Source organism: Nocardioides cynanchi, from assembly GCF_008761635.1.
GTDB classification, from domain to species: domain Bacteria; phylum Actinomycetota; class Actinomycetes; order Propionibacteriales; family Nocardioidaceae; genus Nocardioides; species Nocardioides cynanchi.
This window is the reverse complement of record NZ_CP044344.1, coordinates 1,356,957-1,372,771: the sequence shown is the minus strand read 5'-3', so window position 1 is coordinate 1,372,771 and position 15,815 is coordinate 1,356,957. Positions and strand designations below refer to the sequence as shown.

The following is a 15,815-nucleotide window of genomic DNA, read 5'->3' as shown; positions in this document are numbered from 1 at the left end:
AGGGCTGAGCCGGGCGTACGATCCGGGGGTGCCGAGCCAGGTGCGGGTAGCCGGTGTGGTGGCAGCGCTGTCGGTGACCAGCGACCTGACGCGCGGTCACCCCATTGGCGAGGCAATGCGGTCCTGCCTCGTCGCGACCGAGCTTGCTCGGCGTTCCGGTCTCTCGGCCTCGCGCCAGTCGGAGGTCTTCTACGCGACTCTGATGCGTTTCGCAGGCTGCGCGGCCACCTCGCACGAGGCTGCGGCGAACTTCGGTGGCGACGACATCGCGGTCCGGGCCCGGGGAGACTTGACCGACACCGCGAACCCCGTCGAGGCGATGCGTTTCCTGGCCGGCTTGGGAAGCGGGACCGAGAAGCTGAGGATCCTGGCCGGCGCGCCGCGCGTGCCAGGCCTGGTGGCAGAGGCGGCCCGCGCGGACTGCGAGGTCGGAGCCGGACTGGTCGCCCTCCTCGGCCTGCCATCGGCGGTCAGCGACTCCGTCCTGTGCGCCTTCGAGCGGTACGACGGCAAGGGCGCGCCCGCGGGCCGGTCCGGAGCCGACGTGCCGGAGCCAGCGCGCTTCGCCGCGGTCGGCTACGCGGTAGCGATGTTTGACGCGGTCGGCGGCAGCGTGCAGACCGTGACCCGCTGGTGCGGGCGTGCGCTCGACCCCGAGATCGCGGGGCTATTCCTGAGTGACGCGGAGGGGGTACTCCGTCTTTCTCGGGCCGAGGACCCCTGGGCTGCGGTCGTCGCGGCAGAGGCCGCGCCTTACCGCTACATCGACGACGGCGACCAGCTCGACGACGTCCTGGCCGGGTTCGGCGACGCAGCCGACCTGAAGTCGCCGTACTTCCAGGGGCATGCGCGCGGGGTGGCGACCCTGGCCAGGTGTGCCGCAGCCCAGCTCGAGGGCGTCGACCCTGGGCTCGCCTACCGGGCCGGCCTGGTGCACGACCTCGGACGGGTCGCGGTGCCGACCGGTGTCTGGGAGAAGCCGGGGCCGTTGAACCCGGACGAGTGGGAGCTTGTGCGGCTGCACCCCTACCACTCGGGCCGGATCCTGGCCCGGTCACCCGTCCTGGAGCCGCTGTCCGCCGTGGTCAGCCGGCACCACGAGCGTCTGGACGGCTCCGGGTACCCGATGGGGGTCCGTGCCGGAGAGCTCGACCTGACCACGCGATTGCTCGCCGCGGTCGAGACCTGGCGGAGTCTGGGCGAGCCGAGGCCGTACCGACGGGCGATGACCCCCGGTGAGGCCGCCCGGCGGATCTCCGAGCTGCCTCTGGACCGGGCCGCGGTGCGCGCGGTCCTCTCGGCCGCGGAGGGGCCCAAACCGAGCTTCCCAGCGCTTCCAGTCGACCTGACCGAGCGGGAGCTCGACGTACTCCAGCTGCTCGCAGCGGGCCTGACCAAGAAGCAGATCGCCGAGCGACTGTTCATCTCGGCCTCCACCGTGCACACCCACACGGTGCACATCTACGGCAAGTGCCAGGTCAGCACCCGGGCGGCTCTGGCCATGTTCGCGATGCGGCACGGCCTAGCGGCGACCCCCTAGCCATATCGATCGAACAGTCGATGCGGCGGAGCACACCATGAACCTACGTTCCTGGGATGTTGCAGCCGACCACCAGGAGGAAACCATGAACACCATCACCGACACCAGCGCACAGAGCGACCTGGAGGCCGTCCGGGCCGGGTTCGAAGCCGTCGCGGCTGGCGACGTCGTGGCCTTCGCCGCGGGTTTCCACGCCGACGCGACCTGGAACCACCGCAACCCCGACAGCCTGGGTGGGGTCAAGAACGGCGTCGACGAGATCGTCGGTTTCCTGGCCGCCTCGATGGAACTGACCACCGGGACCCTGCGCCCGGTCCCCCAGCTGTACATGTCGAACGGCGCGGGCCACGTCGCCGTGCTGACCCGGATCTCTGGGAACCGCCCCGATGGCCGCACCTTCGACGACACGCAGATCCTCTACTTCCAACTCGAGGACGGGAAGGTCCGATCGGTTGACCAATTCATCGGCGACCCGCCGGTGGTGACGGAGTTCTGGGCCTGAACGCCTGAGGGGAACGACAAGCCACCGACCCGTCGATCGGTGGCTTGCTCGTTGCCTCGGAAGCCACACGAGGCAAGGCAGCGCGAACAGTCACCGCGCCATCTGCAGTCTGATCCTCTCCAGCCACCCATCCGCGCCATAGAACAAGGCCCGCTTCTCGGCAGATCCGCGCCTTACGCTGCGGTGTGATGCGTCTTCGCGGTCGCGAGGGCCGGCTGGCGCGCCGACCAGGGAAGGTGCCACGCGGCCGCGCACCGGTCTGCTGGTTCTCCTGATCCGGGTGATTGCGGCGTCCTTGACACAGCAGTCGCCTCACGGTGAACGACGCTCGCCTCCGGTCCGCGGTGGTTGACGCGTGGTCGACCGCCGAGTCGCGCCGACATGGACCCCTCACGGCGTCATCCGGCGGGTGCGGGATCGGCGTCCAGTCGGTATCCATGGCTTCGGAGGGTGTTGATCTGGGGGACATGTCCTGGCGGCTCCATGGCCTCGGCAGCATTCTGGAGCTTCCGTCGGACGGCGGCGACGTGCACATCGAGTGTCTTGGTGGAGCCGAACCAATTGCGGTCCCAGACGTCGTCCATGAGGGCCTCACGGGTCACGGCACGTCCAGGCTCCGAGGCCAGTCGCGCGAGGAGGTCGAACTCCTTGGGTCGTAGGGCTACTTCGGTGTCGCCGACCAGGCAGCGTCGCGAGGTGGGATCGAGAGTGAGGTCGCCGCTTCGGAACGTCCCGGAGACGAACTGGCCCGCCGAGGAGCGACGAAGATGGGCTCGGACCCGGGCCAGGAGCTCGGTCATCCGGAACGGCTTGGTGAGGTAGTCGTCAGCGCCGGACTCCAGGCCCTCGACGACGTCCATCTCGTCGCGTCTTGCGGTGAGGACGACGACCACGCAGTCGGGCTGGCGGCGTTTGAGCTCGCGGCACACGTCGATGCCGTCGACGTCGGGTAGGCCGAGGTCGAGCAGGGCCAGGTCGAACGAGCCTCGGTGCACTGAATCGAGTGCCTCGGTGCCGGTGTGTCGCCAGGTCACCCGGTGGCCGTTGGCTTCGAGGGCGGAGACGAGGAGCTGCCCGATCTTCTCCTCGTCCTCCACGACGAGCAGGTTCGCCATGCGGGCAGCCTAGATGGCACGGAGCAGGGCGCGTGCTGAGCGGCGAGCGCGTTCGATGACCGCGGATGCGGCGATCGCGACGGCCACGGTGGCGGAGGCGACCAGGGCCGCGAGGTATCCCCATGGCGCGGCGATGGCCTGGGGTGGGGGGTCGAAGACGCCTGTGAGGACCTTCACGAGCAGGTAGGACAGCCCCCATCCGGCAGCGAGTCCCCAGACGGTGCCGATGAGCAGGACGAACGCGGGTTCGGCCAGCCCGAACCTCAGGGTCTGCCGCGCGTCGGCACCGAGTCCGGTCGCGATGGCGATGGCGCGGCGTCGCTCAGACAGGCCGAGCCCGACGACAAGTCCGGCGGAGGCGGCGGCAATGAGGAGGGCGAAGGAGAGCTCGAGCCGGGTCAGGCGTGAGAGGTCGACCGAGGTGAGGCTGGAGCCGACCAGTCCCCGGGCGTCGTTGATGGTGCCGATAGTCGCGGTGGTGCCGACGGTGTGCAGGAGCTGGTTGGCCACCGAGGTGACGTGGGTGCCGCCGGTGTTGACCAGGAAGGTGCCCACGGTCGGGCTTCCGGTGGCGCGGGCGACGTAGGCGGCGTTGGCGACCAGGAAGCTGTCCTTGGGTGCGGTGGGGAACTCGTTGACGATCCCGACGTAGTGGAACGGCACGGTGGTGTAGGTGTGCGAGCGGGTGTCCTGCAGGCGGAGCTTGACCAGGTCTCCGGGGTTGAGCTGGAAGTCGTTGACGGTCTCGGCGCTGACGAGCACACCGTCGGGCCGTGCCGCCAGGGCTGCCATCGACTGGGCGGCGCTGGCGCCCTGGAAGTAGGGGTCCTGCAGCGTGGTTGCCTGGCCGATGGTGGTGGGGTCGATGCCGTAGAGGTCCTGGAGGTCGTTGCCGACGTAGGCGAAGCGATGCTGCATCGGTTGGACGGCTTTGACTCCCGGGACCGACGCCAGCTGCTGGGCGACGGAGGGTGGCACCGTGGCGCCCGGGGACTCGGTCACCGTGACGTCGGCGCCGTTGGTGAGCTGGGCGTCGACCTCGGCCTGCTGGCGGTAGGTGGTGTTGAAGGCCGAGGTGGAGAAGGCGAAGGCGAAGGCCAGGGCCAGCAGCACGGCTGAACGCGCGACGAGCCGCCGCTGCCGCCGTAGCGTCGCGGCGACCGGCCAGGCCAGCTGCCCCACGAACGGGCGTGCCACGGTGGCGACGAGCCGCTCGTGCCGGAGGGTCGTGTCGGCGATGCGCCAGCACAGGAGCCCGCAGCCCAGCCACGCCAAGGCGGGTGCGAGGAACGCCCAGTAGCTGACCGAGATGGTCGGCACGCCTTCGGGCACGAGCACGAGGGTGTACTGGGTGCGTCCCGCGGCCCAGAACACGCCAAGGCCAACGGCGATCAGGGCGAGGTCGAGCCCGAAGCGCATCCAGGTCGGGCGCTCGCGTTCGGTTCGACCTGCCTTCTCCCCGGCGGCGACGGATCGCAGGTCGCGGGCGGCCGGGACAGCGCAGACGAGTCCGGCGATGGCGAGCCCTGCCAGCACGGCGGCGACGTCCCACTTCCAGGACGAGGCGGCGTTGATGGCACAGGCGCCGGCGAGGCCGGCGGCGCCTCCGACGAGCCCGACCACTCCGGCTTCGACCAGGACCAGGCGGAGCAGCTGGCTGGGGCCGGCGCCGCGAGCGCGCAGCAGGGCGCCCTCTCGGCGTCGGCGTTCGCCACCGGCTTCGGTCACCGCCGCGGTGAGGGCCGCGCCGAGGAGGGCGCCGGGGGCGCCGAGGAACAGGAACAGGAGCCGGGCATAGCTGGCGTCCTCGCGGGCGGCATCGAGGGAGGCGCCGAGGTTGTTGCCGACCACGGCGGCTCCGTGCGTGCGGACCGACAGGTTGTTGGCCGCGCCCGTCTCCGCGACGAACGCTGCAGAGGGGTTGTTCGGCAGTGAGGTGTGGTCGCGTTGGACGTGGATCTGGGTGGAGACCTGGTCGGGTCGACGCCGCGCCAGGGAGGTGTAGGCGTGCCGGTACTGGCGAGAGGTGAGGAGCACGACGTTGTCCGGTGGTGCGACCGGCTGGGACTGGGTCGGTGCACCGACCTGCTGGAACAGGGAGTCCGCCTGAGGGAGATCGACCACCCCGGTGATCTTGACGCGGTACGCCGGCTGGCCGGCGCGGGCGATCCGGATAGTGTCACCGGGGGAGACGTGCAGGTTGGCGGCGGTCTGCTGGGCGAGCAGGGCTCCGGTGGTGGTGCCGGTCAGCGGCCGGATCGCGAGCGGGAAGGTGTGCAGGTAGCCGGGCGGGAGGCCGAGGACGCGTCCGGCTCCCGTCGTCTGAGTGGTGCCGCCTGCCGTGGCGGTCAGGTGGGGGGTGTCGGCGAAGCCGACGGGCAGGGCAGCCACGGTGCCGGGCGTGGCCCGGGTGGCCGTGAGTACCGGGCCCGAGCGCTGCCCGGAGGCCACCTGCACCTGCCAGTCGACGGCGACCTGGGCCGCCGCGCGGTCGGTCATCGTCGCTTCGGAGGAGACCAGGAAGCTGCCGAGGCCGGCCACCAACGCGACCGCGATAGCGATCCCGGCTGAGGCTGCGAGCAGTCGCAGCGGGGAACGGCGGAGCAGTCCGCGCAGCCAGAGTCCGGTCATGCGGCCACCTGCAGTTCTCCGTCGCGCATCCGCCAGATCTCCTTCATCCGTCCGGCCACGTCCGGGTCGTGGGTCGCGATTACCAGTCCGGCGGTCAGGTGGTCAGCCGCGTCGAGCAGGAGGTCGATGACCTGCTCGCCGGCCCGCCGGTCCAGACGGCCGGTCGGCTCGTCGGCCAGGATCAGCTGGGGTCGCGCGGTGACCACCCGGGCGACCGCGACGCGTTGGGCCTGCCCGCCTGACATCTCCTCCGGTGCCCGGTCGCTGAGCCACCCCAGCCCCAGGAGGTCGAGCGACTCACGAGCGCGAGCGGCTGCCTCCTTGTGACCCACGCCCTGCAGGAGCAAAGGGAAGGCGACGTTCTCGAGGGCCGACAGAGAGGGGATCAGGCTCGGGCCCTGGAAGACCACGCCGGCGCGGGTGGGGTCCTGGAACGCGCCCCCGGGCCACGACGGCCAGGCAACCGTGCCCGAGGTCGGCCGGTCGAGCCCGGCCATCAGGTGCAGCAAGGTCGACTTGCCGGATCCCGACGGCCCGACGAGAGCGACACGGCTGGTCGAGCCGACGGTGCCTGAGGCGCCGTGGACCGCGACGACCGCGACGACGCCATGTCCGTAGGTACGGGCCGCGCGGTCGCAGACCACCAACGAGCTGCTCATGCCACGATCCGGCCGTCGTCGATGGTCAGCACGCGGTCCGCCGTTCGCCGTACCACTGGACTGTGACTGGCGACCAGGACAGCGCACCCGTGGTCGGCGTGCCTACGGAGGAGGCGCAGCAGCTGGGTCTCCGTCGTCTCGTCGAGCTCACCGGTGGGCTCGTCGGCCAGCACCACGGCGGGCTGGTTGACCAGGGCCACCGCAAGGGACGCACGGGCGTGCTCGCCGCCCGAGAGTTCGTGGGGCCATGCCCCGGCCCGGTCCGAGAGTCCGAGGGCGTCGAGCACCCCTCGCACCGGCTGCGTGCCGCCCCCGATACGTCGTGCCAGCGCGACGTTGCCACCGATGGTCAGGTGGGCGAAGAGGTTTCCCGACTGGCTCATGGTCCCGATGTGCCGCGAGCGCAACCGAGCGCGCTCGGCCTCGGTGCGGCCGCTGAGACGCTCACCGGCCACCCAGACGGTGCCGCCCGACGGCTCGTCCGTACCGGCGAGGCAGGCCATCAGGGTGGACTTCCCCGAGCCGGACGGCCCGGACAGGCACACCACCTCACCTGCTGCGAGCTCCAGCGAGACCCCTTGCACGGCCAAGGTCTCCTCGTCGCCCGCGCGGAAGAACCGGTAGATCCGGTCGGCTCGCAGCGCGCAGGGATCGGCCCGTGGCGCGGTCATTTCCACTGCAGGGAGTCGCTGACGGTCTGCCAGGGGTCGACGTTGTCGGCGTTGCTCGGCCCGGTGAGGGTGAGCACTGCTTCCTGGCCGGCGTGCCAGAAGTCGAATCGCTCGGCGACGTCGCGGACCACCTTGTTGGTGACCGGGTTCGGTGCTGAGTCCAGTCCGTAGACGACGTGGACGGCGCTGCCGTGCTGCCGCGTGACTCGCGTGATTCCTTGGAGATGGAACGAGGTCACCGTCCGACTCAGCTGCGGGACCTCGTGGGCGCGGACACTCGAGGGGGTGGGCGGGTGTGCCAGGGGGAGGACCTGGATGCTGATGGAGTTGTACTTGTCGGTGTACGTCGTCACACCGCCCTTGGTCACCTGGGCCCACCCCTCGGGCACGGTCAGGTGCACGTGCGAGCCCGGCGCGACGTGGTCGACGTAGACGGCCGAGTCGGGGATGTCACCCGGCGGGCTGAACTCCGTGGCATGCGGTGTCGACGGTGCTGTCGAGCGCGGACCAGGAGAGTGGGGAGGCGCACCGCTCGACATGGACGAGGTCGGGCCGGAGGCCGGGGAGGTGGCCGTGGTCGAGCTCGAGGAGCCGCAGGCGGAGACCAGACCGACCGCGACGGCGCTGGTGACCAAGCCGACGGCGAGGTTGGAAGACATACGACCACGCTAGGAAGCAGGCAGCCAACGCCCAGCCAGCAACGGGTAAGCATCAGGTAAGCATCCGAGCGACCTGCCCGACCAGGTGAGAGGCTGGGGCCATGCTCCGGCGGATCCTGGTCGTCGCCCTGTCCGCCGTCGCTCTGGCCGTCGTCCTGCTCGGCGCACCTCTTGCCGTGGCCATCCAACGCAACGTGGTGGCCGAGGAACGCGGCGAGCTCGAACGTGCCGCCCTCCAAGGCGCGGTGACCGTCTCGCCCACGTACCGCTCCGGCGACCCGGTCGAGCTGCCGGCGGCCGGCCCCGGCATCGAGATCGCGGCCTACACCCCGGACGGCCGGAAGGTCGCCGGCGATGGGCCGAGTCGCCTGGCAGCCGACGAGATGACCGGCGTCCTGGCAGGCCGGGTCATCCACCTCACGACCAGCGACACCCTCGCAGCTCTGGTCCCGGTCAGCGTCGGCGAGCGGGTGATCGGCGTCGTTCGCGCCACCTCGAGCCGCTCGACGGTCCAGTCATCGGCCAACAGGGACCTGCTGGTGCTCGCTGCACTGGCCCTGCTGGCCGTCGCGGGAGCCGGCACGCTCGCGTTGTGGCAGGCCCGTCGCCTCGCCCGTCCCATGAGCCGTTTGGCCGGGGCAGCAGCGCAGCTCGGCGCGGGCGACTTCACGGTCCGGATCACGCCCAGCGGAGTCACCGAGATCGACCGCACGGCTGACGCCCTGACGGCCACCGCACGCCGACTCTCGGACGTCGTGGAGCGCGAGCGCGCCTTCGCCGCACGCGCCTCCCATCAGCTCCGCACACCACTGACGCGGCTCCGCCTCGAGCTGGAGGCCGGGCTCGACTCCGACGCGGAGGGCCTACTTCGGGCTGCCCATGAAGCCCTCGCTACCTCGGAGCATCTATCGCAAACCTTGGACGACGTCCTGAGGATCACAAGGGAGACAGAGGGGAGGACCGAGTCGTGTGACGTCCCGGCGCTCCTGCGTGAGAGCGACCAACAGTGGCACGGCCTCTTCGCCGCCGCCGATCGCCCACTCCGCGTCGTCGTCGAGGACCCGCCCACTGCCCTCGCGTCCATCGTCGCCGTACGTCAGATCCTCCACGTCCTGCTCGACAACGCTCTCCGGCACGGCGCGGGGGCCGTCACCCTGGTCGGCCGGGAGTCCGCGGACGCCGTCGCGATCGACGTCGTCGATCAGGGCGACGGGCCCGTGACCTGGCCGCCCGACTCCGGGCTGGGGCACCTCGGCCTCGTGATGGCTCGCTCGATGGCCCAGTCCCAAAGAGGCCGACTCACCTTTTCCCAGGACGACCGGGGAACTCGCTTCACCCTCCTGCTGCCAGCCGCTCCGAGGTAGCGCGACGGAGCCATCAGTCAGGTTCGCGGCAGTTGGGGTCCCTCAGCATGGAAGGCATGACTACTGCGACGACGAGCCGCGGCCGCGTGATGTTGAACAAGGTTCCGGAGGTGACGGTCTACTTCTGGATCATCAAGATCTTGTGCACCACGGTGGGGGAGAGCTTTGCCGACTACATCAACGAGACCCTCGGCTTCGGGCTGACCAACACCACGCTCGTGTTCTCCGCGGCCCTGATCGCTGCGCTGGTGGCTCAGTTCAGGCTGCGCCGTTACGTGCCCGGTGTGTACTGGCTCAGCGTCGTCCTGATCAGTGTGGTGGGGACCCTTCTGACCGACAATCTCACCGACGGCCAGGGCGTGCCGCTGTGGATCAGCACCACCGTTTTCGCGGTGCTCCTCGCCGCGGTGTTCTCGATCTGGTACGCCCGCGAGCACACCCTGTCGATCCACACCATCATCACCACCCCACGTGAGGCGTGGTACTGGCTGACGGTCCTGGTCACCTTCGCCCTGGGCACCGCGGCCGGCGACTGGACGTTGGAGCTGACCGGGTGGTCTCCGGGCAAGTCCGTCCTGCTGCCGCTGAGCCTGATCCTGGCCGTCCTGGTCGCGTGGAAGCTCGGCGCGGGGCCGGTGCTGTGCTTCTGGCTGGCCTACATCCTGACCCGCCCGCTTGGCGCGAACATCGGTGACTACCTGGCCTCGCCGAAAGCCGACGGCGGCCTCAACCTGGGGACCCTGGGCACCAGCGTGCTTTTCCTGGGCACGATTCTGGCCGTGGTGATCTACCTGACCGTGACCGACAAGGACCGCACCGAGACCATCGAGGCCCGCCAGCAGCGGGCCCCCGTCAGCGATCAGGTCTAGGAGACCCAGATGTCTGAAACGCCCACCCCGACACCGAACTCACACCGGGTCTTGGTCGTCACCGATGCCGTTGAGCCCACCAAGTCTCTACGCGACGCCATCCGGCACCGCGCCGAGACCGGTGACGCACAGTTCCGGCTGATCGTCTTGAACCCGGCCCGCGCCGAACTTCACCCGCTGCACCCCGAGCGCCACGACAAGGCGGCCGCGGCCGAGGTCACCCTCCGCTCCGCGCTGCCCCAGCTCGAGCTCGCCGCGGGCGCGCCAGTGATCGCGTCGGTATCGGTGCGTCACGATCCGATGGACGCCATCGAGGAGGCGCTGTTCGCCGAGCCGGTGGACGAGATCATCCTCGACGTCCCCCCACACCACCTCTCATCCTGGCTCCACCAGGACCTCGAGCACCGGCTGGCGCACTTCAAGATCCCGGTCGTGACCATCCGACACGGCTACAAGACTCACGAGTAGGAATCCGCCATCAACGGGCCGGCCACGACAGACCTCGTCCCGTCACATGAAGCTTGAAACCGACACCGATCAGGGAGCTTGAGGCTCCGTCAGGGGTGCGGGAAGTGGGTCACCGCGACGAGTCGGGCATCTTCGTGCCCACCGTGCACGGTGACGTCGTATACGTCGCCGACATTGCGCACGTAGAACTTGTGCTCGATGACTCCGGGCTCGATGGGACTGAACTCCTTGGTGACAAGGGCACTCCGGGAGGTCAGAAGCGGTACCGACACCTGCCCGCCGTGACGAAAGACGGTGAACCTGTCTTCAGCGACTCCAGGCAAGTTCTCCTGCGCGTACACGGGACCCATATGAGGGTGCGGGGTCATGAAGATCCCGGCCTGCGCGCCGTTGACACCAGATTGGAACGAACCTTCATGGCCGGTTGGGTGTCCGGACTTGTCGAAGGTCGTGGTGTTCTCCCCGAAGTACCAGACCACGCCGGCCTTGGTTTGGGCGTACCAGTCGAAGGTGCGCTCGGTGAGCCGTCCATGCGCGTAACCGCGGTCGAGGACGACGCGGCAGGTCACCCCCTCGATGACCTTGGTCCGGTAGGTCGCCTCCATCACGTCGCGGACGGTTGCGTGTCCGCTGACGCCGCGATAGACGTAGCGGGTTCCGGCCTTGAGTGGGAACCACTCGTTGTTGATGACGCCGCGAGTGAAGTGGGATGGCGAAGGGTGGGGGTGGCGGATCAGCGTCCGGCCTGTAGCGCCCTCCGAAGCGGGTGCGAGAGTGGCCGCGCCGACCCCAGCAAGCAGCCCCGTCAGGGCGAGACCCGTCAGGGCGATTCCAGGTCGGAAGCTTGTTCGCAGACGAGCCATGTAGATCTCCTTGGGATTGGCTGACGCCGACCATAGGTGGCGTTCATGAGTCGACGATTAGCACATGCCGCTGTCCGAGAGCGCGCATGCCGATGAACGGTTGGCTGTACCTTCGCTTGATGGCGCGGCGGTACAGGGTTCCCATGGAAGTGATCATCGAGGTCGCGGACGAGCAAGAGTTCGTCGAGCGGGTACTCATTCGGCGTGAGTTGGACAACTCTGACTTCAGGGCTCGGGGTACCTGCCACCGAAGGGTGCGGGGAACCGACGCCGGTTTGAATTAGCGGTCCAAGCCGCCATCGATTCGTTCTTCGAGGTCGGCTGCAACACTCGGCTTGCACGTCGCCCACTGAGCGGGTCGTGCACATTCGGCGATGTCGACTGTGCAGCTGGCGCCTACCTGAACGGAGCCTGACTGGCGTGTCTCCCTGGCCTGCGCCAACCTTTAGCCTGACGCCATGACCGTCGAGCTGCAGCCGCCAGGGATCACACAGGTGACGGCTACAGCGATCTATACCGAAGGCTGCTGGCTGGTCCGCCTCGCCGACGCGCCCGAGATCCGCATCCACGTCGCACACCTCCGCGACGTCGACACAGCCATGAGCCGGGCCATGCGATGCGACCTCGGCCGGGACGACGTGGACGCCAGAGTCCACATCCGCTGGTACGACGCAAACTATGAGAACCTGACCTGGCCTCTCGACCAGAACGCGTCGGCCACTTAACGGGGCACCGTCGTCCGTGTGCTGACCGTAATGGGCTACCGGGAGTCCCCGGAGTGGAAGAAGGGCCGCGAAGCTGCCACCTACGGCGGTGATCACGAACACAGTCCAGCCCTCAAGCACCCCTCGACGACCTCGCCCGCTGTCCTCACGGGGTTGGGGATGCTGACTTACGGTGGCGTCCCCAGGAGACTGACGTTCGACACTGGCCTGAGTACCTAAGCTCTGGTCGGTGAGTTACCCGAGGGCGAAACTCCCCTTATGAATCGGGTGTTCACACTCTCGTTGTTCGTGCTGGCCGGGGTCGTGGGCGTCGGCGGCTCGCTGGTGTCGGCGGGGTTCTTGGAGACCTACGGGAACACCACGACCAGTTCGGATCTTCTGCAGGCGGTTCGCTCTGGTTGGCTCGCGCCCGCTCTGGGCACGGCGATCGCGTTCTTCGCAGCTACCACGGCCGGGCGGCTCGGCTGGGCGTGGCTGACCGCCTTGCTCGTTTCGGGCAGCAGTGTGATCGCGCTAGCGGTGGCCGGACGAGCCGCCATCGAGCACAAGCGAGGCGGCTACTTTTCCAGTCCGCCCTGCACAGCTGCGTTCGAGCGGAGCGGTGCCCCGGCGCCCGGACGACTGTCCCAGATCCAAGCAGCGCTCGACGCGCTCCGACATCCCGCTGGGTTCCCGGGCGGTGGCGACTCAGGACCGGCCGAGTGTTCCTACGCCCTCGATCTCCACAACCTGGACCATGCCCGAGCCTTCTACCGCCCAGCGCTGGTCGGAGCCGGATGGCAAATAACCAGGGACGACGCCAGAAGCCTGGTGGCCAAACGCCATCACCTGACGTTCCGACTAGAACGACACCCCCTGGACCCCTCGGTCTGGGTAACCGGGTCCTGGTCGGCCTTCCACCACGGCCACCTTGTCCCGGTTTCGCGCCACCGCATGGGAGGTGTAGGAGCCTGTCCAGCCACGCCATCGCCCGCCCCGCCCCATTGAGCGCGGTGCGCACATTGCCGGCCATGCATTCGACGGGCTCAAGATGGCGAGCGGAAGTCCCTGTCATCGGCGTGACAAGGCGTTTGCGGGAAGCATGACGAAGCCCGCTGGAGTCGCGGGTCACCTGCGGGGATCGAGCCGAATAGAAACCGGCTGCCCGCACCAGCGACCCTGACCACCCTGGCCCATGTCCAGCAGTTCGGACTGGGAGATTGGCAGGGCCAGGGTGAGGTCAATGGCGCGGCCCCGACTACCAATGTAGGACGGTGGTCTCGCGGGAGCGTCACCGAAGTGGGTCAACCACCGGGCATGTCGAAGTCCGCCGGGGTCCCGGCGGGCATCGGGTCAAGCAAGGGGTCAGCAGGTGCCGGCGCTGGCGCCCGAGCCGACCTTGTTGCACATGTTCTTGAAGATGTGGCTCAGCACGCCACCGAATGCGAACACCATGATCGCGATCAGGGCGGCGATGCCGGCGATGAGCAGGCCGTACTCGACGGCGTGTTGTGGTCTCGGCAGCAAATCGGGCGACGCTCGGGCGGCGCCATGAGCGGGCGTTACGTAATGGTCGGAGGTTCTGAGTTTCTGATGGCCAAGGCTGACGGCTAGCGGCTAGCGGCTATTCACCGAACTTCAAGCGATTCAGGTTCGGGCGTCACGCAGGCGGAACGACTGGACGGCCGCGAGAGTGAGTACCGCTGTGTATAGGCCGAGGACCAGGAGGCCAGCGCCCGGGGTCAGGTAGCCGGAAGTGCCCTTTGGTACCAGGACCGCCTGGCCGGCTTGGGCTGGCAACCATCGGCCGATCGCATCGGCCGCCGGGAGAAGCCCCACTAACACGGGGACGAGGAACAGTAGTCCGGTAAGAGCGAAAACGGCCCCGGCCGTGGAGCGCAGGATTACGCCGAGCGAAAGGCCGAGGAGGGCTGTGAGGGTCAGGTAGAGCGGTGCCCCCAGGGCGGCCGTGACGATGCCGGTCCGACCGACCCCGAGGCCCTTCGAGGTGAGGATCTGCAGTCCCACGAGGAGGGCTGACCCAGTGCCAAGGATGGCCAGTGGCAGCACCACCGCGACCAGCACCAGACTCTTCGAGAGCAGCAAGATCCCTCTACGCGGAACGGCGAGCAGCGTCGTGGTAATGGAGCCGGATGTGAACTCAGTTGTCACCATCAGTGCCCCGAGGAGACTGAGCACGATCTGCCCCAGGAAGACCCCACTCATCGCCTGACTGACCGGGTGATACGCCGCGCGTTCGCCGACCGTGAGATTGGCAGGGTCCGCGGTCGCGGTGACCGCCAGGCCGACTCCAACCATGACGATCAAGAAAGCTCCTACGGCTGCCCACGTGGACCTGACTGCCCGCACCTTTGTCCACTCTCCGTGCGCCGCGGATGCCAGCGCGTTCATGCGGCCACCTCCGTCGGAGCCGAGGCGGTCTCTGGACCACTCGCGTCCGCTCGGGCGGCGTCATCGGCTTCTGGCCCGGGCAAGCGACTCGACTGATATTGAGCGGCGTTGCGGGTGAGCTCGAAGTAGGCGTCCTCGAGGGAGGCCCGCCGCGGCGCGAGCTCGTGGAGGACGATCCCATGCTCTGCGGCCACCTGCCCTACGTCGTCGGTACGACAACCCCTGACAAGTACGGCAGGGGGGTCCTCTTGGAGTGCGGTGCAATCAAAGCCGCGAGCTCGTAAGACCTCCGCGAAGAGATGCAGCTCGGGGCTCCGGACAGTCACGCCGCTTTCGGACGCCCGGTCTACCACCTCGTCCACCGTCGTCTCGGCGATCACTCGACCCGCACCGACCACGACGAGGTCCGTGGCGGTCAGCGCCACCTCACTCATGAGATGCGAAGACAGGAACACAGTCCTTCCCTCCGCGGCCAGGTCGCGTAGAAGCTCTCGCAACCACAGAATTCCGTCCGGGTCCAAACCGTTCACCGGCTCGTCAAGCATCAAGACTGGCGGATCGCCCAGCAAGGCAGCAGCGATCCCAAGTCGTTGCGCCATCCCCAGGCTGAACCGCCCGACCGCACGATCGGCTGCCCCCGCAAGCCCGCTGAGCTCCAGCATCTCGTCGACTCGGCTCCGCGACAGACCGTTGGAGCGCGCCAAGGCAAGCAAGTGGTTGCGAGCCGAGAGCCGCGGCGCGACGGCGCGAGCATCGAGGAGCACACCGACCCTGGTCATCGGGCGAGGCAGATCCGCGTACCGCCTACCAAGCACACGGCCGGACCCCTCATCGGGGCGGTCGAGTCCCAACAGAATGCGGAATGTCGTGGACTTCCCGGCACCGTTCGGGCCGAGAAAACCAGTCACCACCCCCGGCCTGACCTCGAACGACATCTTGTCCAGCGCTACCGTCCGCGCATACCGCTTGCTGACCTCGCGCACTTCAATCACTTGAACCTCCTTCTCCCATGTGCGTCAGCACCTTCCAGACTCCTTCCTCTCCTCGAGGCACGGTGCCGGCGGACTTCCGGATTGCATGACTCGTGGGCACCTGAGTTCGAGCCGGTCTGGCCGCGCACTCAGCTTGGGCCCAAACCCACAACTGCAGCCCTATATCCAAACCTGCATCATCCGGCTGAAGCACCTAGGCGTCGGCGGCCGCCAACCTGGCTAGCAGGCTGACGGCCGCCTTAGTTGGTTAGGACTCAGCCGAAGCGGCTGATCTCGCCATGACGGACCATGCGGCAACATGGTGGGTACGCACTTCGCCCGTCTAGGCACCCCCTTTTAGGGGGAAGTGCAAACGGTAGACCGCTC

At 68.5% G+C, this 15,815-nt stretch carries 15 protein-coding genes; 6 read left to right on the top strand and 9 right to left on the bottom strand.

The annotated features are described in order from the left end of the window. Positions 1–202: 202 nt before the first annotated feature. Both E3N83_RS20195 and E3N83_RS06830 read left to right on the top strand, forming a co-directional pair. Positions 203–1,540 carry an HD domain-containing phosphohydrolase gene (locus tag E3N83_RS20195; RefSeq protein WP_191907994.1) on the top strand — a complete coding sequence of 446 codons (1,338 nt, stop codon included), beginning with the start codon at positions 203–205 and terminating at the stop codon, positions 1,538–1,540. Positions 1,541–1,625: 85 nt separating this feature from the next. Beyond that, entirely contained in the window at positions 1,626–2,042 is a 417-nt protein-coding gene (locus E3N83_RS06830; protein WP_191907993.1) for a nuclear transport factor 2 family protein, read from the top strand. A gap of 398 nt (positions 2,043–2,440) precedes the next feature. Here E3N83_RS06830 and E3N83_RS06825 read toward each other — a convergent pair whose 3' ends face one another. From E3N83_RS06825 to E3N83_RS19485, 5 genes are read right to left on the bottom strand one after another with little or no spacing between them, the layout of a single operon-like run. Continuing rightward, positions 2,441–3,157, bottom strand: coding sequence for a response regulator transcription factor (locus tag E3N83_RS06825; protein ID WP_151082582.1), 717 nt, complete (start codon positions 3,155–3,157; stop codon positions 2,441–2,443). Positions 3,158–3,166: 9 nt separating this feature from the next. Beyond that, a complete protein-coding gene (locus tag E3N83_RS06820) occupies positions 3,167–5,788 on the bottom strand; it encodes an ABC transporter permease (RefSeq protein ID WP_151082581.1) in 2,622 nt (873 codons plus the stop codon). Next, positions 5,785–6,447 (bottom strand): ABC transporter ATP-binding protein, encoded by a 663-nt coding sequence (locus E3N83_RS06815; protein ID WP_151082580.1) that lies wholly within the window; start codon positions 6,445–6,447, stop codon positions 5,785–5,787. The genes E3N83_RS06820 and E3N83_RS06815 overlap by 4 nt, the downstream gene beginning before the upstream one ends. After that, on the bottom strand, positions 6,444–7,118 hold the full coding sequence (locus E3N83_RS06810; RefSeq protein ID WP_151082579.1) for an ABC transporter ATP-binding protein: 675 nt from the start codon (positions 7,116–7,118) through the stop codon (positions 6,444–6,446). Before E3N83_RS06810 ends, E3N83_RS06815 begins: the two co-directional genes overlap by 4 nt. Further along, positions 7,115–7,777 (bottom strand): hypothetical protein, encoded by a 663-nt coding sequence (locus E3N83_RS19485; RefSeq protein WP_191907992.1) that lies wholly within the window; start codon positions 7,775–7,777, stop codon positions 7,115–7,117. Before E3N83_RS19485 ends, E3N83_RS06810 begins: the two co-directional genes overlap by 4 nt. A gap of 101 nt (positions 7,778–7,878) precedes the next feature. Between E3N83_RS19485 and E3N83_RS06795 the strand changes: the two genes are divergently transcribed. Genes E3N83_RS06795 through E3N83_RS06785 form a run of 3 tightly spaced genes read left to right on the top strand, consistent with a single transcriptional unit; the run spans position 7,879 to position 10,478 of the window. After that, positions 7,879–9,141: a sensor histidine kinase gene (locus E3N83_RS06795; RefSeq protein WP_151082577.1), complete on the top strand. Its 1,263-nt coding sequence runs from the start codon at positions 7,879–7,881 to the stop codon at positions 9,139–9,141. A gap of 56 nt (positions 9,142–9,197) precedes the next feature. After that, positions 9,198–10,010, top strand: coding sequence for a COG4705 family protein (locus tag E3N83_RS06790; protein ID WP_191907991.1), 813 nt, complete (start codon positions 9,198–9,200; stop codon positions 10,008–10,010). A gap of 9 nt (positions 10,011–10,019) precedes the next feature. Then, entirely contained in the window at positions 10,020–10,478 is a 459-nt protein-coding gene (locus E3N83_RS06785; RefSeq protein WP_151082576.1) for a hypothetical protein, read from the top strand. 89 nt (positions 10,479–10,567) lie between these two features. Here the strand turns inward: E3N83_RS06785 and E3N83_RS06780 are convergent, their stop codons facing one another. Continuing rightward, a complete protein-coding gene (locus E3N83_RS06780) occupies positions 10,568–11,341 on the bottom strand; it encodes a hypothetical protein (protein ID WP_151082575.1) in 774 nt (257 codons plus the stop codon). A 458-nt stretch (positions 11,342–11,799) separates the two neighbouring features. Between E3N83_RS06780 and E3N83_RS06775 the strand changes: the two genes are divergently transcribed. Next, a complete protein-coding gene (locus tag E3N83_RS06775) occupies positions 11,800–12,066 on the top strand; it encodes a hypothetical protein (RefSeq protein WP_151082574.1) in 267 nt (88 codons plus the stop codon). Between the two features lie 1,344 nt (positions 12,067–13,410). Here the strand turns inward: E3N83_RS06775 and E3N83_RS06770 are convergent. The 3 genes from E3N83_RS06770 to E3N83_RS06760 form a co-directional block, all read right to left on the bottom strand. Beyond that, the gene (locus tag E3N83_RS06770) at positions 13,411–13,572 is read right to left on the bottom strand and encodes a Flp family type IVb pilin (protein ID WP_151082573.1); all 162 of its coding nucleotides are present in this window, start codon (positions 13,570–13,572) and stop codon (positions 13,411–13,413) included. Positions 13,573–13,692: 120 nt separating this feature from the next. Continuing rightward, positions 13,693–14,457, bottom strand: a complete 765-nt coding sequence (locus E3N83_RS06765) for an ABC transporter permease (RefSeq protein WP_151082572.1) — start codon at positions 14,455–14,457, stop codon at positions 13,693–13,695. After that, positions 14,454–15,449, bottom strand: coding sequence for an ATP-binding cassette domain-containing protein (locus E3N83_RS06760; protein WP_151082571.1), 996 nt, complete (start codon positions 15,447–15,449; stop codon positions 14,454–14,456). The genes E3N83_RS06765 and E3N83_RS06760 overlap by 4 nt, the downstream gene beginning before the upstream one ends. Between the last annotated feature and the right edge of the window lie 366 nt (positions 15,450–15,815).

What these genes read in the sequence shown, in the direction of transcription:
- E3N83_RS20195 (WP_191907994.1), top strand. Translation starts at nt 203, where the DNA reads ATGCGTTTCGCAGGCTGCGCGGCCACCTCGCACGAGGCTGCGGCGAAC.
- E3N83_RS06830 (WP_191907993.1), top strand. Translation starts at nt 1,626, where the DNA reads ATGAACACCATCACCGACACCAGCGCACAGAGCGACCTGGAGGCCGTC.
- E3N83_RS06825 (WP_151082582.1), bottom strand. Translation starts at nt 3,157, where the DNA reads ATGGCGAACCTGCTCGTCGTGGAGGACGAGGAGAAGATCGGGCAGCTC.
- E3N83_RS06820 (WP_151082581.1), bottom strand. Translation starts at nt 5,788, where the DNA reads ATGACCGGACTCTGGCTGCGCGGACTGCTCCGCCGTTCCCCGCTGCGA.
- E3N83_RS06815 (WP_151082580.1), bottom strand. Translation starts at nt 6,447, where the DNA reads ATGAGCAGCTCGTTGGTGGTCTGCGACCGCGCGGCCCGTACCTACGGA.
- E3N83_RS06810 (WP_151082579.1), bottom strand. Translation starts at nt 7,118, where the DNA reads ATGACCGCGCCACGGGCCGATCCCTGCGCGCTGCGAGCCGACCGGATC.
- E3N83_RS19485 (WP_191907992.1), bottom strand. Translation starts at nt 7,777, where the DNA reads ATGTCTTCCAACCTCGCCGTCGGCTTGGTCACCAGCGCCGTCGCGGTC.
- E3N83_RS06795 (WP_151082577.1), top strand. Translation starts at nt 7,879, where the DNA reads ATGCTCCGGCGGATCCTGGTCGTCGCCCTGTCCGCCGTCGCTCTGGCC.
- E3N83_RS06790 (WP_191907991.1), top strand. Translation starts at nt 9,198, where the DNA reads ATGACTACTGCGACGACGAGCCGCGGCCGCGTGATGTTGAACAAGGTT.
- E3N83_RS06785 (WP_151082576.1), top strand. Translation starts at nt 10,020, where the DNA reads ATGTCTGAAACGCCCACCCCGACACCGAACTCACACCGGGTCTTGGTC.
- E3N83_RS06780 (WP_151082575.1), bottom strand. Translation starts at nt 11,341, where the DNA reads ATGGCTCGTCTGCGAACAAGCTTCCGACCTGGAATCGCCCTGACGGGT.
- E3N83_RS06775 (WP_151082574.1), top strand. Translation starts at nt 11,800, where the DNA reads ATGACCGTCGAGCTGCAGCCGCCAGGGATCACACAGGTGACGGCTACA.
- E3N83_RS06765 (WP_151082572.1), bottom strand. Translation starts at nt 14,457, where the DNA reads ATGAACGCGCTGGCATCCGCGGCGCACGGAGAGTGGACAAAGGTGCGG.